Source organism: Pseudomonas sp. BCA17, assembly GCF_004519405.1.
GTDB lineage: Bacteria > Pseudomonadota > Gammaproteobacteria > Pseudomonadales > Pseudomonadaceae > Aquipseudomonas.
Map to the genome: position 1 here is coordinate 1,825,492 of NZ_SGWI01000001.1, position 16,011 is coordinate 1,841,502.

A 16,011-nucleotide genomic window follows, 5' to 3' on the forward strand; every position below is an offset into this window, starting at 1 on the left:
TTAAATCAAACTTAATATTTACAGGTTTGCCTATGATCTGGGGCAAACCTTTAGAAAACAAGTCATTTACGCCCCCCCTACCCAGTCCATCTACGTAAAATAATTATACTTAGCTCCCTATCCACAGCATAAAGACATATTAAGTATTAAATATAGTATGACAAAAGCTTTCCCTCAGGCGTTTAGTTAGAGCGTGATACTCTTCAATTTTTTGGCAAGTGCATCAATAGCAATAGAATTTACAATAAATGTTGCTGCATTGTGTGGAACTGACAGTGGACTATGAATGTGATCCGATATCTGATGATTCATTTGCGCTACTAATTCGAGGAAATCGCATAGCAGCTGCAACACATTCATTCCCTCAGACCCTAGCCAAGTCTTAGGTGCCTCTAGGCGCTGGCTCACCGTAACAATACTCTCGCGTAGTCCATGAATCTTTTCCTCCATATCACCACCCACCGTGGCGTTATACTTCTGCCCCACCACCTGGTTCAAGTCACGCCCGGTCGCCTGGTGCAGATCATCCAATGCCGCCAGGCTCGCAGATCCACCGGACAGCAGCTTAAGCGCGCCCAGCGCCTCGATGGTCTTGATACCACCCACTGACTCGGTTGAATGGTCATACACCTTCCTGGTGTGATTCTGGAACGTCTCCGTATTCCCTAACGCTTCGACTTCTCGCTCGATCGCCTTGTCGCGGATCCTGCCGTCAGTTTGTCGCAGCCAGTTGCCGTCAGCGTCGACGCGCTGCTGGCAAGCCTCACTGTGCTGCCATACCTGATCCCCCTTCGGCACCCTGGGCATGCTCAGGCCGTGGGGCAGAATGGTTTGGATATAGGGCTTGTGCGGCAGGCCGTAGGCAAAGCACACCACCACTTGGGTGCCTTCCTCGGGGAACGCATAGATGCCCATTTCCTGGCCACCGGTGGGCAGCGGCAAAGGCACGCCGGCCAGGATCGGCAGCTTGGTATCTGGCTCGCCGTCCGGTCCCATGACCTCGATGTCGACCGCGTAGCGTGGACGGAAGTCGTCGCAGATCCCGGCGCTGGCAGGGGCGTCAGCCACGGCCACAACCCGGGCAAAGCGTGGCAAGTGATAACCGCCGGTGAGTTCAGGGAATTGTCGTTCTATGCTGCGGCGGATTGCGTCGTCCATCGGATGGCCATCTGATTGTCGATGAGCGCCACACTGGTGATGCGCTCCTCGTGGTTGATTGTTGCACCTGGTCGCAACCCGGGAAGGGCCGCAATCATCGCGCTTTGGTTGCCCTGGTAATCGTCGAACAGCTCCACCGGCAGCTGCAGCGGCGAGCGAACGCCAAAAAAGCTGTCAGTCCAGCTGCCCACGAATACCTCCCCGTCACCCTGCTGCTGCCAGATGAAGTCGGGGATGTTGAAAACCCGGGCCAGGCTGTCCATGGCTTGATAGCCGGCGGCCAGGCTGTAGAAGAACGGCGCCTTAACGCCGGCGTAGGGCCGGTCCGGGACACGAAAGCGCAAACCGGTGTGCTGGCCGATCTCGACCAGGACAGCGCGAAGATCGACGTGGCGCAGGTTCAGCGGCAACGGGTTGGCCAGGATCGCGGCCAGCTCGCGGCAGAACAGCACCTGCTGGGTGCTGCTGGCCGTGGTGGAGCGTTCGACGTAGCCAATGAAGTGTCGCTGCAGTGTGTTGCCGTTGTAGCCAATATCGAGCGTTACCAGGCCCTTTACAGGCGCCGGGGCCTGAATAGTGAACGTCGCCCGGCCGGGGCTTTTTGCGTCCAGCCGGACTTCGTTTTTGACCAGGACGTAAGGCACGCCATTGATGGCCAATTCCTTGTGCAACTTCATGTGTTAGCCCCGCCCAGCCAGCCGTCTACCTTTTTCAGCGTGGCCTCAAAGCCGGTCAGTTCTTCCGTCCCGCTGCTGGAGTCGCCACCGGTACCACCAGTGCCACCCACTGCCCCGCCTGGACCGGACTGCGCGGTAACCGCGTTGCCCGATCGCCGGCCCTCGACTTTCTCAGGATTCGACAGCTTTTCAGTCAGAGTGAACTGGATCAGCCAGGCGCGCAGATTGTCGTCTTCCCGGGCGCTCACGCCTTCGGTAAAAGTCACCTGACGCATCCCGAACGCGGCAGCGGTGTCGTTGACGATGCGGTAGGTCTTGAGCTGACCGCCGCCTTCAGTCGCTTCCACCAGGCGCATCAGGTCACGCAATTGCACCTGGTCGACGAAGGGAATCATCAGGCTGACCGTCAGGGTCTTAGGCTTAAAGCCTTTATGCCCCTTGTCAGTGTTGCTGGTCTGGCCCGACAGATCGTCGCTCTCGATGCGCAGATTGCCGGTGACCTTGAGATTCTTCCCGCGCACTTCTTGCCCGTCGAGTAGCAGCGTCATAGGCCCACCAACTCACGAACGAAACTCAAGCCCTTTTCAGAGCCCACCAGCAGCGCGCCGGCACACAGCACCCACTCATGTCCTGGGGCATCGCCGGCCAGCAGGGCCTGGCGTAGCTCGGTGGCTTTGCCGGGGCCGATCAGGCGGGCACGCATGCTGCTGTCCGGGTTGCCATCGGCCAGCAGGGCTTTCAGGTCGGCCAGTTGCTGATCACGGCCCTGCTGCTGCGCGGCCTTGCGTCCGGCCAGGGCGGTAAGGTCAGCCATGGGCGAGCTGTCGGCCGCGTAGCTCTCCAGGACTGCGAGCTGGCCGGCCATGGTTTGCTGCGCGGCCTTAACCACGGTGCAACGCTCCAGGGGCAGCGCCTGCCAACGCGGCAACGTGCCGGCGGCGGGGATCTCCCACTTTTCCGTCTCCAGCTTCGACAGGTGCCGTGCGCGGCGTTCGGTTCGCACCAGGTCGGGCATGGGCAACAGGGCATTGAAGCGCTCCAGGCTGTTGGCCAACTGATCAAAGCGTGTTGCCAGGAACATCAGGCACAAGGCGAACTGGGGGCCATCGGGCCGGCCGGTGTCGCTCACATCCACCAGTTTGCCGGCCAGCTGCTGCAGCAAGTTCGGCGCTGACAGAAAACGCTGATAGCCACGGCCCTGGCCAATGCCGCTTTGAAACGGCGTCACCACCAGGCACGCCGGAGCCTCGCCCATTTGGTCAGCGAGCGCGGCACGGCCTGCAGCGATTGCGCCCTCTGCCGCACCACCCACCGGCCCTGGGCTGGTGCTGGTTTTACCATTGAGGTCCGCCAGGCGTTTAGCCGTGCTGGCCAGCTCACCGCCGGCCAGGCCCTGGGCAGCCGACAGCTGGCCCATCCACTCGGTGGCTTGGGCAGGCCAGCGCATTATTACCGGCGACCAGGTCATGTCAGGCATTTGGCAGCACCAGGACAGGCAGCTCGGCCACCAGCTCGGCGCTGGTCGGTGTCTTGCGCTTGCCCTGCTCGATCGCCGTCAACTGGTCGTAGCAGTACGCCCAGCACAGCGAACGCCAGGTGCGAAACGCTATACCGTCGGCTTGAAACTTTGGTACCGAGGGTTCATCCGCGTAGGTGATCACGTCCTTGAGGTCGTTGTACCCGGCGGCCTTTGCGGTCTTATCGAGGAACGCTTGTACTCCGGCCACGTACTCGGCTTTGCGTTGCTCCCAGGTCAACGGAGGCGGATCGACCGCCACGGGACGACCCTTCACAGCCTGAATGACTTTGCCCAGGGCCTGAGCGGCAAACAGTGCCTGGTATTCGCCCTGGGAGATTTCCAGCATCTCGCCGGACGGTGGCAAGCTGCAGTCCGGGTTGGGAACCTCAATCAGCGGCGGCGCGGCCTTCGGGTCTTTGACCTTAATCATCGGGGGTTTGGCCGTTGGATCCTCCCCCGCCATCCAGTTGGGATTCGGCACACTGATCATCGGGTGCTTCCACTTCGGATCAGCGACCAGAATAGTGCGCTCCCCGTGAGCGCGAGTGTCGTAAAAACCTGCAGTTGCGGCGTGAAAAAAGATGGTCATGGTTAGTACCCAGTGGCTTCCCAATAAATTTCATCTGGCGAACTGAATGGACCAGAAATGACCGAAAACTGGGCATTACTGACGATCAAAGTGTTGGTGCCTGTCGCTGGGTCTGAGTAGAAAAGGCTGGTGCGAGAGGCAACAAGGGACACACAGCGGTTGGGGAATGCGATCGGAAAACTACGATGAGTTACGGTGTCAGAAGCGCCCATCGTGAATCCCCATTGCCGAATCAGCCCGGTCTGTGCGCACTTCCACCAGCCGTTTGGGCTCAGGGAGGCGGTGTTTTTCAAGACGGCACCTGGCACATCGGCGGTCGCTTGGGGCAAATTGGTAAGCTGGCTTCCATCACCGCTGTAGGTGCCGACGATATTCAGGTTCCCACCCTCGCTGATGGTCAGCGCGTTGTTGGTATTCCCTACATGAAACACAACGTTGGCAGGCGTGTTTGAACCGCCGCCGGACCAAACGTCCATGGATGCCAGATGACGTTCGGCCCAGTTGGTAGCCTTCCAAATCAAATACGCGCTGCCATTGTTCGTGCTATTGATTTGCATAGCGGGGTCTCGGGAACGCCAGTCAACGAACCCGCCGGCCATAGAGGGAAAGTCATAGGTAACCGTTCCTGTCAAAAGCCCGCCACTGAGCGGTAATTTTGAGTTGTCAGCGATCGCGATGTTGGCGGTCCCATCGAACGCTACGCCGTTGATGAGACGAGGCGATGCCAGCTTTGTCGCTGTGGCGGCATTGCCCGACACAGCAATGTCATAGGTGCCACTCAAACGGGCCTTGGGCAGCGTGCCGAGTGTCAGCGCGTTGGCATTCAAGCCCGTCAGTTGCCCGCCGTCACCGAAATACGACCCCTTGATGCTCAGGTGTCCAGAGCCGTCCAAGCTAAAAGCCGAAACGGTTCCACCTACATGCATGACCACCGAAGGGACGGAGGTCGACGTGCCTCCGGCATACACCTCCATGGCAGCCAGGTGTCGCTCGCTCCAATTGGTACCCTTCCAAACCGAATACGCGGCGCCATTGGACGCGCAATCAATCTGGATCGCGGTTTGCCGCTCCTGCCAACTGACAAATGACCCGCCGATCATAGGTGCGTTAAAACGAATGCCCCCAGTCAGCGTCCCGCCTGCAAGCGGCAGCTTGGTACCATCGCTAACCGTGACGTTTCGGCTACCATCGAACTCAATACCGTTGATCAGCCGCGCCGTTTCCAAGCGAGTGGCCGTGCCGGCATTGCCCGTGATCTGGATGTCATAGGACCCGGACAGGTTTACCCGGGGCACTGTACCGGCTGTGAGCGCGCCGGCATTGAGGTTCACCAGTCCGCCACCGTCGCCGGAGAGTTTCCCCGTGATCGCCACACCGGCGTCAGAAACGCGCACGCCGTTGCCTGTCACGTACCCATCAGTGCCCAACCCCATAAACAAGGTTTTGAAGCCCGTGGACGAGCCGTAGCCGCCGATGCTGCCGACGACGTTACCACCGGACGTGAACGTCATCCCACGCGCCCAGGCGCTGCCAAAGTAATTGCCGGCCGCATAGACCACATCACCGATCATCGTGCCGCCGGTCAATGGCAGCTTGGTGGTGTCCTGCACCGTGATGTCCTGCGTACCATCGAAGGCCACACCATTGATAGCGCGGGGGTTGGCCAGCTGCGTGGCAGAGCCCGACCGCAAGTCAGGGTAATGGCCTACCTTGGCGGCGAAGTGATCCACCAGCGGGCCATCGATAGGCGCGACCACGCGCAGATCGTTGATCTGATTCGCGCTCACCAGGTGCGCCAGAGGGATGCAGTAATGCCAGCTGCCGTCAGTGTCCAGGTAGTCCACCTGGTTGGGGTCAAATACCACCTTCCAGTTGGCCAGCACGTCGTTCAGTTCTCGGCGCAGGGACACATGCAGCCACACCGGCGACAGCAACCCGGGCGGCGCGATCGGCAAGGCGTTGGCCAGCTCAACGCGGATACCTTCGATGTAAGCAAGGCCAGGTTTGAGCTGATACCCGGCCGCGACCTTTTCCACCTGCAGACCGGAACGGTAGAAGCACGCGCGACCAAACACGTCGCGGTTGCTCAGCCGCTCGCGCTCGTCGATCCCCTTGAGGCGCACAGTAAAGTCATGTTGCCAGGTGCTGGCATCGATCGTGATGCCAGTCAGCGCTTGGGCCCCGTCAAACACCACCAGGATGTTGCGGGTGACGTTGTTGCCCAACTGCTGCGGCGGGATGTTCTTACGCTTCTGCTGCAACGGCATGTAGGCCACGGCCAGCAGCACGTTCTCGGCAGTTTCCAGGCCGATCCAGTTCCAGTCAAAGTCCCCGATATCACTACCCAGCATCGAGCTGTAGACCACTTGGTTCGGGTTCACGAAGCCAATATTCTGCGGGGGGATCGTGTAGGTGTGGACGATCTGCGCCGCCGGCGGCTTCGGCGCGGCGCGATTGACCGGGCCGTTCGGGTCCAGCCCGGGCACGTTGGCAAAGACAAAGCGCAGGACATCGAGGCGCTGTTGCGCGCCCAGTTTTTGGGCGATCAGGCTTTCACCTGCAAGGGTAATACTGGCTCCCACAAGAGGCTCCTACAGGCTGGCAACCAGCGTTTGCTGATCGTCGTTAAAGTCAGCCGCGACAATGCGCAGCGATACGGGGGTGATGGTCACGAAGTCATAGCGCCGGCAGGTACGGCCGTACTGCTGAATCAGCACGCGCAGCAGCTCCGGGTTCTGCGACAGCTGGGAGTCGGAAAGACGCAGCATCACCACGTCCCAGTCCCGATCGGGCATGCGCTCGTCAATCTCGACGTAGCCCACGCCCAAACGCTGCAGGATGCGTTTGAGCCCCGCCGTGCTGCCGGCGTCCACCGCGTTGATAAAGGCGAACTTGACCCGCAGGCGATACAGGCTCTCCGGTTCGTCCTTGAAACGGCTTATATCCCGTTGCCAGGCCAGCAGGTCCAGCACGGTCAGGTGGCAGGTGTCGGCATCCATCTGCAACAGCGGCCACTGCAGCCAGCGTTCGACCGTCTCCCACCAGGACTGAGCAGTGCCTTTCAACTTGGCCAACTGCGGGCCATCGAGCCAAAACGGCAAATTGAGCTTGATCATGCCGGCACCACCTGCAGGCTTTTGATCCTGGGGATGCTCAGCTCTGACACGATGTCGGCATTGTCAAAATGCAGCGACTCAATGCCGGGGAACTGCTGGTGAAGTTCTTCGCCCAGGCGGCTGAATGAAAACCGCGACTGGGGATAGGTCAGCGTCGGCTGATAGTCACCGGTACCACTCTCGCGGAACGCCGCACGAATGAACTGTTCCACCTCGGCGCGCAGCTTGGTGCGCTGCTCGACGGTCAGCAGCGGCCGTGCCCACAGGGTCAGGCTCAGCGCGTGCTGGGTTTCTGGCATGACCATCACCAGCAGGTCATCACCGTGGCCATGGTTTCCTTGATCGCGGATATGCGCGTTGATTTGCTCCAGGTAAGTCGCCGCCGGCACGTCTGCATCAAACAGCACGTAGGCATTGGCACTGCCTGGCCCACGTGGTGCACCGTGCAAGAAATACACGCCGTCCGGCCGCACGCCCGGGAAGGCGGAGATCATGGCGCGATACACAGAGTCGGTGTGCCACTGGTTGACCGCCGAGAACTGGTTGCGTATGCGCAAACGCAGCTGATCGTCCGGCTCAGGATCTGCACCTGGTGCAATCAGCCAGCCGTCCGCGTTCACCACTTGGACAATGCCGGCAATGGGCACCGGCAGGATGGCGTAGTAACCCGGGGCCAAGTTGTAACCGCTGCCTACGTCCTCGGCTTCTACCGGGACTTCCAGCTGCAGCACGCCGTCCCCGAAGGTCACGGTCTGGGTAGTGATCAACTGATAGATATGCCCGTTGATCGCTGCGGACTGCACCACGACGCCGGCGGGCAATTCCAACGCACCACCCGGCACATCGCGGGTAAACAGCAGCACCCCTTTGGCCTTGGTCGCGCCTTTGCGCTCGACATTGACCGCCCAGGCCAGCATATCCAGCCATTTGTCGCGTGCGGTTTTGACAAAGAAGTTGGGCAGGATCGTGCCGCTGACGAAATTGATCAGCCACAGCACTGGCTTGGTCACCAGGGCGGTAATCACACGCCAGAACGGCGAATAGGCGCTGGTGTTGCTCATCTTGCTGCCCTGGGCCGCGACTTCCTTTTCCCACGCCTGGCGCAAGCCCTCCTCAGTGACTGGGATGCCGCCGTCAACCAGGGCCTGCTTAAAATCTACGTCGCTCACAGGGTCACCTCGATGTCGCCAAATTTCAGCGTTTTCGCCGTGACCAGGTACTGGCCAGACTCCACTTGTTTAATAAGGGCTGTGCCCGGTACCAGGCGCTCGTCGGCCTCCACCAGCAGTTCCAGTTGCTGGATGCAGTCGCGCTGACGCAGCTTGCTGCGCTCGGCCACCAGCGTGACCAGCAAGCCGCTCTCGCGGATCATGTGCGCGATGTCCTGGGCGATGCTGGCCCGGTCCTCGATCAGCAACGGCTGACGCGATGGGTCCAACACCAGGTCGTTGTCGGCGATCAGCAGGTCGATGTATTCGCTCATCCGCCCACCGCCATGGCCAACATGCCTTCCAGCTCCAGCGGGTTCATCGGTTTGCCGGTGTGAATGTTGACGTTCTCCACGTGCGTGCCCTTGTTTTGGGTTTGGTTGTTGTTCTGGATGCTGGCCAGCAAGCCGCCCCGGGGCACGGCGTCGGGCCGTTTAGGTGACAGGCTGGTTACGGCGTTGTTGATCCGTTGCTGGCTCTGCTCGGCCTTCTCGGTCGGCTTGGACGCGGTGACCAGCGCCGGCGGTTGCGTTGGCTGCGCAACGTGTAGTTGCGGCCCGATCGGCGCCGGTGTTTTTAATGCCGGCGCGGCGACCAGGGCCGGCGCTGCGCGTGGGGCTTCGGGAGCAGTCAGTGGCTGGGCGATCGGCGCCGGTGTTTTCGGCACCGGTGCCAATACCAGAGCAGGAGCTTGGGTCTGCGGCTGCAGCGCGTTGAGTGCTGGCATCGCCGGCGCCGGTGTCTTTGGTGTAGCAGCCAGCATCAGGGGCGACGCCTGGATCGGCTGCTGGGGCGCGCTGACCAACTGCGCCAGCAATGGCGCCTCGACCTGGGGTGCGCTGATCGTCGGCAGATCCGGCGCCGCCGGCATGTCACCGAACACCGCATCGATACTCACGCCGGGGATCTTGTTCAGCATCTCGATCAAGCCATTGATAGCGCTTTTGAAGATGTTGACGATGCCGTCCCAGGCCGCGCTGGCCAGGTTCGACCAGCCGCCCATGGAGTCGAACCACTCCGACAATGCGGTCAGTTGGCTACTGACCCACTGGAACGCCTCACTGTTGAGTAGCGCACTGGTCCACTCGTCCCAGTAAATAATCGCTGCCGCTACGGCCGCGACCAGGGCAACAATGCCGATCACGATCCAAGTCACCGGGTTGGCCAACAACGCCGTGTTAACCAGCCAGATCGCGCCCTGCCACAGCAGCATCCCGCCTTTGACAAGGCCCATCCAGGCGACCATCAGCACCAGGCCGGCCACAAAGCCGATCACCATCACGGTGTGGTAGAGGAACATGGCGATACTGCGCAGGCCGGCCATGGTTAGGACTTTCCACACCGTGACCATACCCAGCCAGACCATCTTCGACATGCCCACAGTCAAGGTAAGCAAGGACATGGCGGCGATGATCCCGAACACCACCAATGTGGCGATTCCGATCACGCGGGTGATATTGGGGAACAACTGGGTCCAGCGGGTCAGCGTCCCGGCAATGCCCACCAGGCGATCCATCAGCGGTGTCAGGATGGGAATCAACGACTGGCCAAAGGCAATACGCAGGGCCTGCACGGCGGCGCTGAACTGCTGCCACGGATCCACCATGTTTTTGGCCATACGCTCGGCATTTTCCAGGCCGCGCACATTGCCCAGCTGTTCCATACCGTTCTTCAACCGCTCGGTGTCGCCCATCAAAGTGGTGATCAACCGCGCCGCTTCGCCGCCAAAGGCGTCGCGTAGCTTCTTCCCATTGGCCTCGATTGTCAGATCCCCGAACTTGCCTTTGAGCTTGTCCAGGACGTCCATGATCGGCAGTAACTTGCCCTTTTGGTCCACAAAGGACATGCCCAGCTTTTCCGATGCACCGCTGACGTTCTCAAAGAACGACTTGTAGAGACCGCCAGCCTCCCCGCCGTCCATGGTGTTGCCAAGGGCGCCCAGCACGGCCATTTGTTCGGCCAGGCTCACACCGGCGGTGCTGGCCAAGCCGCCTGCAGCTTTGAACGCTTCGCCAATCTGCTCGCCACTGGTGCGAAACAGCTGCACCGCCGTGGCGGTTTGGCCTGTCAGGGTTTCGACCCACTGACCTTTGCCCATGGCGTCAGCCTGGCCCTTGAACAGGTTGTACATGGTGCCAACGTAGGTGCCCATGGTGCCGGCGTCGGACTTGGTGGCCTTGGCCAACAGGTTGCTGGCATTGGTGAAGGTGGCCAACTGACTGCCCGCCAGCCCCTTAATAGCGCCCTCGATGTGATACGCCGAGGCAACAAAGTCTTTGGCGTTCTCGCCGTAGGCCACGGAAAACTCCAGGGACTTGCGATTCAGCGCATTCAGCGCGTCTTCGGCCACGTTCAGCGAACGGACTTCGCCCAGGGCGCGGTTCATCTCCAGCGCCGGCTCCATTGATTGGGTGATACCGACATATGCGCCCGTAATGCCCGCAAGGCCGAAGCCCATGGTCTTAATGTGCTTTTCGCTCTGTTCAGCCAGGTCAGAAAAGCCCATTTTCACCTTGCCCATGGGAGCTGTGACCTTATCGGTCAGGCTCAAAATGAAAGCCAGGCGGGCACTTTTGTCAGCCATCAAAATTCATCCGTTCAGTGCGTAGGCGATGCCATTGGCAATGGCGATTTCCATACGGCGCCAATGCTCATCCTCCAGCCACTTGGCCGTGCCCATCACCTCGGCGGTGGGCTCGGCACCAGGTAGCCAGCGGCTGGCCAGGGCCACCAGTTGGCCAAGGCCGTTCTCGGTCAGTCGTTCGGCGTGGTCGAGGGCTTTTTTACGGTGATTTCAACGTCCGGGCCGTACTCTTCCAGCAGCGCACCGGCCAGTTGCATGACCAACACAGGGTTGCCCAACTGGGCCTTGAGGGTGGCGCGTTCTTCCTGCTTAACGGTGGTCACCAGCAAGTTATTCGCCGGCGAAACCTTGTTGGCTTGGGTCACGGCATTGAAGTACTTGGTCACGTCCTGCGGGGTCAGTGCGAAAGTGAATTCCTTGTCGCCTACTTCCAGGGTGATATCGCGCGTATCGGTCATGGGTGTTGCTCCGTTCAGGGTTCAAAGTGGGATGAATCAGCGCAGGCAAACCCGGCGCACGTGGTCCTGCAGGCCCAGGATCATTTGCCGACTGAGGGCAAGCTGATCTCTGAGGGTGAAATAATCTTGTCGAGCGTCGTCTGTGAGTTCGGCGGCTCTGCCATCAGCCAAGCCGCCGGCGCCGGTGGTGTCGGTCGCGGTGGCGCTGCAGGTGGCGTTGAGGTGCAACCGCTTACGGCCAGCAGCAACGTCAAGGCGCAGAGCATCGTTTTCAGCACGTTCATGGTTCAGTTCCAGGGTTCGTTGACGATCAATCGCGTCACGCTCGGCCAGCATCTCGCCGCTGATACGCGCCGCTTCACGCAGGCCGCTGGCTTCGAATAGCGCGGCGTCACGCTCGGTACGTGCGGTGTCGCGCTGCTGCTGCAGCAGGTCGAAGCCGAAGAAGGCGACCAGGCACAGCACCAGGACAAAAATGCCTTCACGCATCACAGGCCCGCCTGACACAGCGCGGCTTCTGCCAGGCGGCGGGCATGTAGCCCCGGGATAAACACCTTCTTGCCCTGGGCGGTGGTGACGAAGGCCCATACCGGTGTTTTGCCGTCAGGTGCCCAGGCCAGTGCCTGACAACCGTCTTTGATGCGACCCGCATTGATCAGGCCCACGGCGCGACTGGCGCACGTGCTGGGCGTGCCGAAGTTGTGGCCATGGCTGCTCAGGGCATCGAAGGTGTTCTGGCCCACGTCCTGGTTGGTGATGCAGTCGGCCAGTTGCAGTTGGCCTTTGCTGATCACCAACTGTTCTACCTCGCTGCAGCGGTCGTCTGACCAGTAGTCACCTACAACCACCGGGTAGGGGCTGGTATGGCGGGTGACGCCCTTGCACACGGTTGGCAACCCACGGGCCAGCTTGTCGGCGTAGACGGTGTTTTGGCCGTTGCCTTCCCAGGTCCCCAGGAACACCACCAGCGTGGAGCTGCAAAGCGCAATGGCGCCGGCAGCGATCTTGCCGCGCAGGCTCATGGCTTCACCTTCCAGTCGCGCAACATCTGGCGGTACTTGGGCACCAACAGCAGGATCTGCAGCACCATATAGAGGGCTGTCAGCATGTAGGCGATAGCCGACCAGTCGACGGCCCCTGTCGCGCCAGTGGCCGCTACACCGATCGCAGGCGACGCTTTTGCCAGTGCGATGGCGGTGTCCTGGGCCGCCTGATTCGTGCTCATCGCTGCATTCCTTTTTCGAAAAAAGACTGGCACGGGACACAGCGAGTCTTGCCGCCGAGCGCTTGGCGCGCTGCCGGAATCTCGTTATCACAGTCCTGGCAGTGGGTAAGGCTTGGGCCCGCTGACTCACGCCGGGCCTGGGCCAACTGGGCGTTGATAGCCTGGTCCCGCTGACGTTGTTCCAGGACTTGGGCGCGATCGAACGGGCAGACCATCAGCTAATACCCTCGATCTCGGTGGCATCCAGGTACGGCACGCCGTTGACACGGATAAAGTCCGGGCTGGTGACCTCGAACGGCACCTTGTGCTTGGTCTTCTCGCCACCTTTGGGATCGATGCTCAGCAGGCTGGATACCTTCAACTTGCAACCGAAGGCCTCAATGCGCAGTTCGTCGTCGCCTGCCTTCGCAAAAAACACCGTGTCGAAGGCATCGAGCTTGCGAAAGCTGCCGGCAGTGCGCGCCGCTTCGATCAGCAGGTTGAAGTTGGTGGAATCCAGCTCCAGTTCGCCGGCCGCTGCCACATCGCCGTCGACGTAGCCGTCAGGCACGCCCCGGGTTTGTGCAGTCTTGCTGTTGTCGGTGATATCCAGGGTGCAGCTTTCGACATGGACCAGCAGATCGCCCAGGTTCACGTCAAAGTTCTTGCCGCCAATACGTGACATGGGGGGTTACTCCGAATCGTCGTTGGAAAGGTCCAGGGCAATGTTCGCCGTGAGGTCTTTCGGGCAGTTGTGCGGCTTGAGCTTGATGAACGCCTCAACGGCGGTTTTGCTCTTCCAAACCAGCACGATGTCGCCGTCCTTGGGCGTTTCGATCTCGCCCGGGAATACCTCGCCGGCGAACTTGACCGACTTGGCCATGCGCCGAAGAGGTGCCATCAGCGCATTGGTGTTTACGGCCATGCTGTTGGGGGTGCTGTTCAAGCGGCGATCGGCCACTCGGCGGATCAACAACGGCCGCACCTGGCGCGCTGCCTTGTCGGCAAGACGTAGGTATTCAATGACCTGGTAGTCGCTACCTGGTGCATCCAACATGTTGCCGTCGCCCCAGTACACGCCCGGGTAATCGGAATAGGTCTGCGAAACCGAGAAGCGCGCCTTGTCCAATTCCGAGCGGATCGAGGACGGCAACGGCACACCCTCGGAGTCGACAGGTACGGGGCCAAGCCCCAGCACCGCACCGGTGGCAACACGCATGGGGCTGTCAGCGATGCTGACCGCCGCGTTGGCCAGCCGGCCGCCCAACACGCCCAGGTCGTTACCGTGCAACTGCGGCACCACCAGGACACGCGGCGCGGATACACCGGCCGTAATCGCTTTTTGGGCCACCAGGTACTCGGCCCAGCTTTGGAATGGGCTTAGCGACAGGCCGGCCGTGGCCGCCATGACGAAGGCACGACGGCCGTAGGTGTCATTCATCGACACGGCGGCGTCATGCATGGCCGACAGTTCGGCACCGGTGGCCACCGGCTTGGTGATCACCACCGCCTCGACGGAAAAGCCCTGCTGCTGGGACATCTCCAGCGCTTTGGTCCAGTCGCCGTCCGGCGCAATCGGCGCCGCCAGGCACGCCCAGCGATCGCCACCGTTCAGGCGTGCGGCAGTGACCTGGGTTTTCAGGTCACTGGCCGGTAGGCCCAGTTGCGTGTCCAGATCGCTGTCAGTGTTGAGGGCGATCAATTTGCCGGTGTTTTTCGGACCGGGACCGATGAAGAGAAAATAGCGCTCGATCTCAGTCACGGCGCCTTGGCCCAGATTGAGATTGTTAACGCTGACTTTGCCAAGTGCCATGCTGTGCCTCGTTAGCGGGGTGAATTAAGGATTTGTTGGAACACCTGGTTAACCAGGTCGCGGGTTTCGCTCCCGCTCTCCACACCGAGGAACTGGCGTTTGGGCAGGGGGATGTCCCAGCTTTGCGCGCCGGTGGACTCGGTTCGTTCGTCGTTCAAAATGCGGATCAGCAAGCCGGCCTTGGCGTAGTTCACGTGTTCTTGAATCCAGGCCACCGACGGCCTGGCCAGTGCCTTTTTGCCCTTCTGGCGAACACGAAAGCCCAGCCGGCGCAGGCGCTTGGCCTGTTTGTCGGTGCAGGCGATGCCTGGGGGGACTTTGTTCCAGCGGCGCATCTGCGCGGCGGTACGTCGCTCGCTGACGCCGTTGTGCTGCTGCGCCGCGACCCAACGGATCAAGGCGTTTTTCCAGCCCAGCTCGGCTTCGTCGGAGCTGACGCGGGTGACCTGCAGCAGCTTGGCCAGGCCGGCTTCCATCTTCTTTTTGCCCTTGGCACTGCCCTTGCGTTCAGCGAATGGGGTGCCGTCGGTGTTCTTCTGTTCTCGCACTCGCTTACGGCTCATCGTCCGCACACGTGTGGTCACTCTGTTCAGCAAACGCCGGCGCAGTTGGGGCGGCAGCTCAAGCAACGCCAACTGAGCGTCGACATCGAGCAAGCCCCTGACATCGAGGTCGAGTGGATTAGCGGCCATGGCTGCCCACCTCGCCATGCTCGGCAACCCACAGATCGAATGGCACGAACGCCCAGGTCTTGCCGAACGCCTCAATCTCGCCATCAGGGTCTTCGGCCAGGTACTGCGGCTCGACGAATTCCAGGGACAGGTCCACGTCGAAGCTGTCCTGGTCGAGTGGTTCAACCGCGAACAGTGGTGCCGGCAGTTCGTGGCGGTCCCGATCGGGATCGTGGTTTTCCAGCCAACTGCCCACCAAAGCCATCAGCCTGGCCGGGTTGCCGGCGAATCGCTCCAGGGAGAACACAGCGCGGTAGCGCATATCGGCCATGTGCAGGCCGTCGCGGTCGGGCTTCCAAATCAGTTCAAGACTGACCTGTTCCGTCCAGCTATCGAACTGCTCCGGCGCCACCAGGTTGCGCGCCATCAGGAAGGCGGTCAGCGCCTGCAGTTGGATCATTGCAGCGACGCCGTGATGCGGCCACGCCCCTGCAACGCACGGACGGCCTGTTGGCTGAAAGCCAGGAAGGTTTCGGCGCGCTCGGGCGCTTCCTTGCCGGTGTTTTCGGCGCTCTCGCGACGGGTAACAGTGGCGAACTGAGGCAGCGAATTACCCTTGGCACGGCTGTAAACAGCACGTTTATAGAGCGTGATTTTATGGGAGTAGGCCCATTCGGCCGGGGTGGCCAAGCCTGCCGCTGCCTGCAGGTTCGATACACCTGCCGCCTGCAGCTTGGTCTTCACACGGGCCAGGTCGGTGTTCACATCGAACATGGCGCTTTTCAGTGTGTCGGCCAGCAGCTCCACCAGGTACTCCGCCGGCAGGCGTTGTTCCTTTTGAAACTCAGACAGAGAGAGGTCAGGCCAGAAGCCGTCATTCTCGATTGTCAGTTCCACAAAGGTGGTGGGTTTCCCGGAAAAGCTCATTGCTGGCCGCTCAAATAGGGCGGGAAGCCTGTTTTCAGTGGGACGATCCATAAATGGGCGGCCACTTCCACAGGTTCCCGCTGGGGG

General features: G+C 60.9%; 21 protein-coding genes. All 21 read right to left on the reverse strand.

Annotated features, from left to right (window positions below):
* Positions 1 to 186 precede the first annotated feature (186 nt).
* Genes EXW71_RS08395 through EXW71_RS08490 form a run of 21 tightly spaced genes read right to left on the reverse strand, consistent with a single transcriptional unit; the run spans position 187 to position 15,924 of the window.
* Complete coding sequence (locus tag EXW71_RS08395; RefSeq protein ID WP_134657029.1) at positions 187 to 1,158, reverse strand: hypothetical protein; 972 nt, start codon at positions 1,156 to 1,158, stop codon at positions 187 to 189.
* On the reverse strand, positions 1,131 to 1,835 hold the full coding sequence (locus EXW71_RS08400; RefSeq protein WP_134657030.1) for a hypothetical protein: 705 nt from the start codon (positions 1,833 to 1,835) through the stop codon (positions 1,131 to 1,133). Before EXW71_RS08400 ends, EXW71_RS08395 begins: the two co-directional genes overlap by 28 nt.
* Positions 1,832 to 2,383, reverse strand: a complete 552-nt coding sequence (locus tag EXW71_RS08405) for a DNA-binding protein (RefSeq protein WP_134657031.1) — start codon at positions 2,381 to 2,383, stop codon at positions 1,832 to 1,834. The genes EXW71_RS08400 and EXW71_RS08405 overlap by 4 nt, the downstream gene beginning before the upstream one ends.
* The gene (locus tag EXW71_RS08410) at positions 2,380 to 3,303 is read right to left on the reverse strand and encodes a hypothetical protein (protein ID WP_134657875.1); all 924 of its coding nucleotides are present in this window, start codon (positions 3,301 to 3,303) and stop codon (positions 2,380 to 2,382) included. Before EXW71_RS08410 ends, EXW71_RS08405 begins: the two co-directional genes overlap by 4 nt.
* A gap of 1 nt (position 3,304) precedes the next feature.
* Positions 3,305 to 3,943 carry a hypothetical protein gene (locus tag EXW71_RS08415; RefSeq protein WP_134657032.1) on the reverse strand — a complete coding sequence of 213 codons (639 nt, stop codon included), beginning with the start codon at positions 3,941 to 3,943 and terminating at the stop codon, positions 3,305 to 3,307.
* 2 nt (positions 3,944 to 3,945) lie between these two features.
* Positions 3,946 to 6,525 (reverse strand): phage tail protein, encoded by a 2,580-nt coding sequence (locus EXW71_RS08420; RefSeq protein ID WP_134657033.1) that lies wholly within the window; start codon positions 6,523 to 6,525, stop codon positions 3,946 to 3,948.
* Positions 6,526 to 6,534: 9 nt separating this feature from the next.
* Positions 6,535 to 7,059 (reverse strand): phage tail protein, encoded by a 525-nt coding sequence (locus EXW71_RS08425; RefSeq protein ID WP_134657034.1) that lies wholly within the window; start codon positions 7,057 to 7,059, stop codon positions 6,535 to 6,537.
* Positions 7,056 to 8,228 carry a baseplate J/gp47 family protein gene (locus EXW71_RS08430; protein WP_134657035.1) on the reverse strand — a complete coding sequence of 391 codons (1,173 nt, stop codon included), beginning with the start codon at positions 8,226 to 8,228 and terminating at the stop codon, positions 7,056 to 7,058. Before EXW71_RS08430 ends, EXW71_RS08425 begins: the two co-directional genes overlap by 4 nt.
* Entirely contained in the window at positions 8,225 to 8,542 is a 318-nt protein-coding gene (locus EXW71_RS08435) for a DUF2590 family protein (protein ID WP_122561079.1), read from the reverse strand. The genes EXW71_RS08430 and EXW71_RS08435 overlap by 4 nt, the downstream gene beginning before the upstream one ends.
* Positions 8,539 to 10,851, reverse strand: coding sequence for a phage tail tape measure protein (locus EXW71_RS08440; protein ID WP_134657036.1), 2,313 nt, complete (start codon positions 10,849 to 10,851; stop codon positions 8,539 to 8,541). Before EXW71_RS08440 ends, EXW71_RS08435 begins: the two co-directional genes overlap by 4 nt.
* 6 nt (positions 10,852 to 10,857) lie before the next feature.
* Positions 10,858 to 11,001, reverse strand: coding sequence for a hypothetical protein (locus EXW71_RS28750; RefSeq protein WP_032862709.1), 144 nt, complete (start codon positions 10,999 to 11,001; stop codon positions 10,858 to 10,860).
* A gap of 20 nt (positions 11,002 to 11,021) precedes the next feature.
* Positions 11,022 to 11,309 (reverse strand): putative phage tail assembly chaperone, encoded by a 288-nt coding sequence (locus EXW71_RS08445; protein ID WP_134657037.1) that lies wholly within the window; start codon positions 11,307 to 11,309, stop codon positions 11,022 to 11,024.
* Between the two features lie 36 nt (positions 11,310 to 11,345).
* Complete coding sequence (locus EXW71_RS08450; RefSeq protein WP_134657038.1) at positions 11,346 to 11,798, reverse strand: lysis protein; 453 nt, start codon at positions 11,796 to 11,798, stop codon at positions 11,346 to 11,348.
* Positions 11,798 to 12,331 carry a lysozyme gene (locus EXW71_RS08455; protein ID WP_134657039.1) on the reverse strand — a complete coding sequence of 178 codons (534 nt, stop codon included), beginning with the start codon at positions 12,329 to 12,331 and terminating at the stop codon, positions 11,798 to 11,800. Before EXW71_RS08455 ends, EXW71_RS08450 begins: the two co-directional genes overlap by 1 nt.
* A complete protein-coding gene (locus EXW71_RS08460; RefSeq protein WP_134657040.1) occupies positions 12,328 to 12,534 on the reverse strand; it encodes a hypothetical protein in 207 nt (68 codons plus the stop codon). The genes EXW71_RS08455 and EXW71_RS08460 overlap by 4 nt, the downstream gene beginning before the upstream one ends.
* Positions 12,531 to 12,749: a TraR/DksA family transcriptional regulator gene (locus tag EXW71_RS08465; protein ID WP_134657041.1), complete on the reverse strand. Its 219-nt coding sequence runs from the start codon at positions 12,747 to 12,749 to the stop codon at positions 12,531 to 12,533. The genes EXW71_RS08460 and EXW71_RS08465 overlap by 4 nt, the downstream gene beginning before the upstream one ends.
* Entirely contained in the window at positions 12,749 to 13,198 is a 450-nt protein-coding gene (locus EXW71_RS08470; protein ID WP_134657042.1) for a phage protein, read from the reverse strand. Before EXW71_RS08470 ends, EXW71_RS08465 begins: the two co-directional genes overlap by 1 nt.
* 6 nt (positions 13,199 to 13,204) lie before the next feature.
* The gene (locus tag EXW71_RS08475; RefSeq protein ID WP_134657043.1) at positions 13,205 to 14,326 is read right to left on the reverse strand and encodes a DUF2586 domain-containing protein; all 1,122 of its coding nucleotides are present in this window, start codon (positions 14,324 to 14,326) and stop codon (positions 13,205 to 13,207) included.
* An 11-nt stretch (positions 14,327 to 14,337) separates the two neighbouring features.
* Positions 14,338 to 15,018, reverse strand: a complete 681-nt coding sequence (locus EXW71_RS08480) for a virion morphogenesis protein (RefSeq protein WP_134657044.1) — start codon at positions 15,016 to 15,018, stop codon at positions 14,338 to 14,340.
* Positions 15,008 to 15,457 (reverse strand): phage tail protein, encoded by a 450-nt coding sequence (locus tag EXW71_RS08485; RefSeq protein ID WP_134657045.1) that lies wholly within the window; start codon positions 15,455 to 15,457, stop codon positions 15,008 to 15,010. Before EXW71_RS08485 ends, EXW71_RS08480 begins: the two co-directional genes overlap by 11 nt.
* Positions 15,454 to 15,924 carry a head completion/stabilization protein gene (locus EXW71_RS08490; RefSeq protein WP_134657046.1) on the reverse strand — a complete coding sequence of 157 codons (471 nt, stop codon included), beginning with the start codon at positions 15,922 to 15,924 and terminating at the stop codon, positions 15,454 to 15,456. Before EXW71_RS08490 ends, EXW71_RS08485 begins: the two co-directional genes overlap by 4 nt.
* Positions 15,925 to 16,011: the final 87 nt, after the last annotated feature.

What these genes read in the sequence shown, in the direction of transcription:
- EXW71_RS08460 (WP_134657040.1), bottom strand. Translation starts at nt 12,534, where the DNA reads ATGAGCACGAATCAGGCGGCCCAGGACACCGCCATCGCACTGGCAAAA.
- EXW71_RS08455 (WP_134657039.1), bottom strand. Translation starts at nt 12,331, where the DNA reads ATGAGCCTGCGCGGCAAGATCGCTGCCGGCGCCATTGCGCTTTGCAGC.
- EXW71_RS08475 (WP_134657043.1), bottom strand. Translation starts at nt 14,326, where the DNA reads ATGGCACTTGGCAAAGTCAGCGTTAACAATCTCAATCTGGGCCAAGGC.
- EXW71_RS08410 (WP_134657875.1), bottom strand. Translation starts at nt 3,303, where the DNA reads ATGACCTGGTCGCCGGTAATAATGCGCTGGCCTGCCCAAGCCACCGAG.
- EXW71_RS08405 (WP_134657031.1), bottom strand. Translation starts at nt 2,383, where the DNA reads ATGACGCTGCTACTCGACGGGCAAGAAGTGCGCGGGAAGAATCTCAAG.
- EXW71_RS08425 (WP_134657034.1), bottom strand. Translation starts at nt 7,059, where the DNA reads ATGATCAAGCTCAATTTGCCGTTTTGGCTCGATGGCCCGCAGTTGGCC.
- EXW71_RS08440 (WP_134657036.1), bottom strand. Translation starts at nt 10,851, where the DNA reads ATGGCTGACAAAAGTGCCCGCCTGGCTTTCATTTTGAGCCTGACCGAT.
- EXW71_RS08485 (WP_134657045.1), bottom strand. Translation starts at nt 15,457, where the DNA reads ATGATCCAACTGCAGGCGCTGACCGCCTTCCTGATGGCGCGCAACCTG.
- EXW71_RS08395 (WP_134657029.1), bottom strand. Translation starts at nt 1,158, where the DNA reads ATGGACGACGCAATCCGCCGCAGCATAGAACGACAATTCCCTGAACTC.
- EXW71_RS08435 (WP_122561079.1), bottom strand. Translation starts at nt 8,542, where the DNA reads ATGAGCGAATACATCGACCTGCTGATCGCCGACAACGACCTGGTGTTG.
- EXW71_RS08400 (WP_134657030.1), bottom strand. Translation starts at nt 1,835, where the DNA reads ATGAAGTTGCACAAGGAATTGGCCATCAATGGCGTGCCTTACGTCCTG.
- EXW71_RS08465 (WP_134657041.1), bottom strand. Translation starts at nt 12,749, where the DNA reads ATGGTCTGCCCGTTCGATCGCGCCCAAGTCCTGGAACAACGTCAGCGG.
- EXW71_RS08470 (WP_134657042.1), bottom strand. Translation starts at nt 13,198, where the DNA reads ATGTCACGTATTGGCGGCAAGAACTTTGACGTGAACCTGGGCGATCTG.
- EXW71_RS08490 (WP_134657046.1), bottom strand. Translation starts at nt 15,924, where the DNA reads ATGAGCTTTTCCGGGAAACCCACCACCTTTGTGGAACTGACAATCGAG.
- EXW71_RS08415 (WP_134657032.1), bottom strand. Translation starts at nt 3,943, where the DNA reads ATGACCATCTTTTTTCACGCCGCAACTGCAGGTTTTTACGACACTCGC.
- EXW71_RS08450 (WP_134657038.1), bottom strand. Translation starts at nt 11,798, where the DNA reads ATGCGTGAAGGCATTTTTGTCCTGGTGCTGTGCCTGGTCGCCTTCTTC.
- EXW71_RS08445 (WP_134657037.1), bottom strand. Translation starts at nt 11,309, where the DNA reads ATGACCGATACGCGCGATATCACCCTGGAAGTAGGCGACAAGGAATTC.
- EXW71_RS08480 (WP_134657044.1), bottom strand. Translation starts at nt 15,018, where the DNA reads ATGGCCGCTAATCCACTCGACCTCGATGTCAGGGGCTTGCTCGATGTC.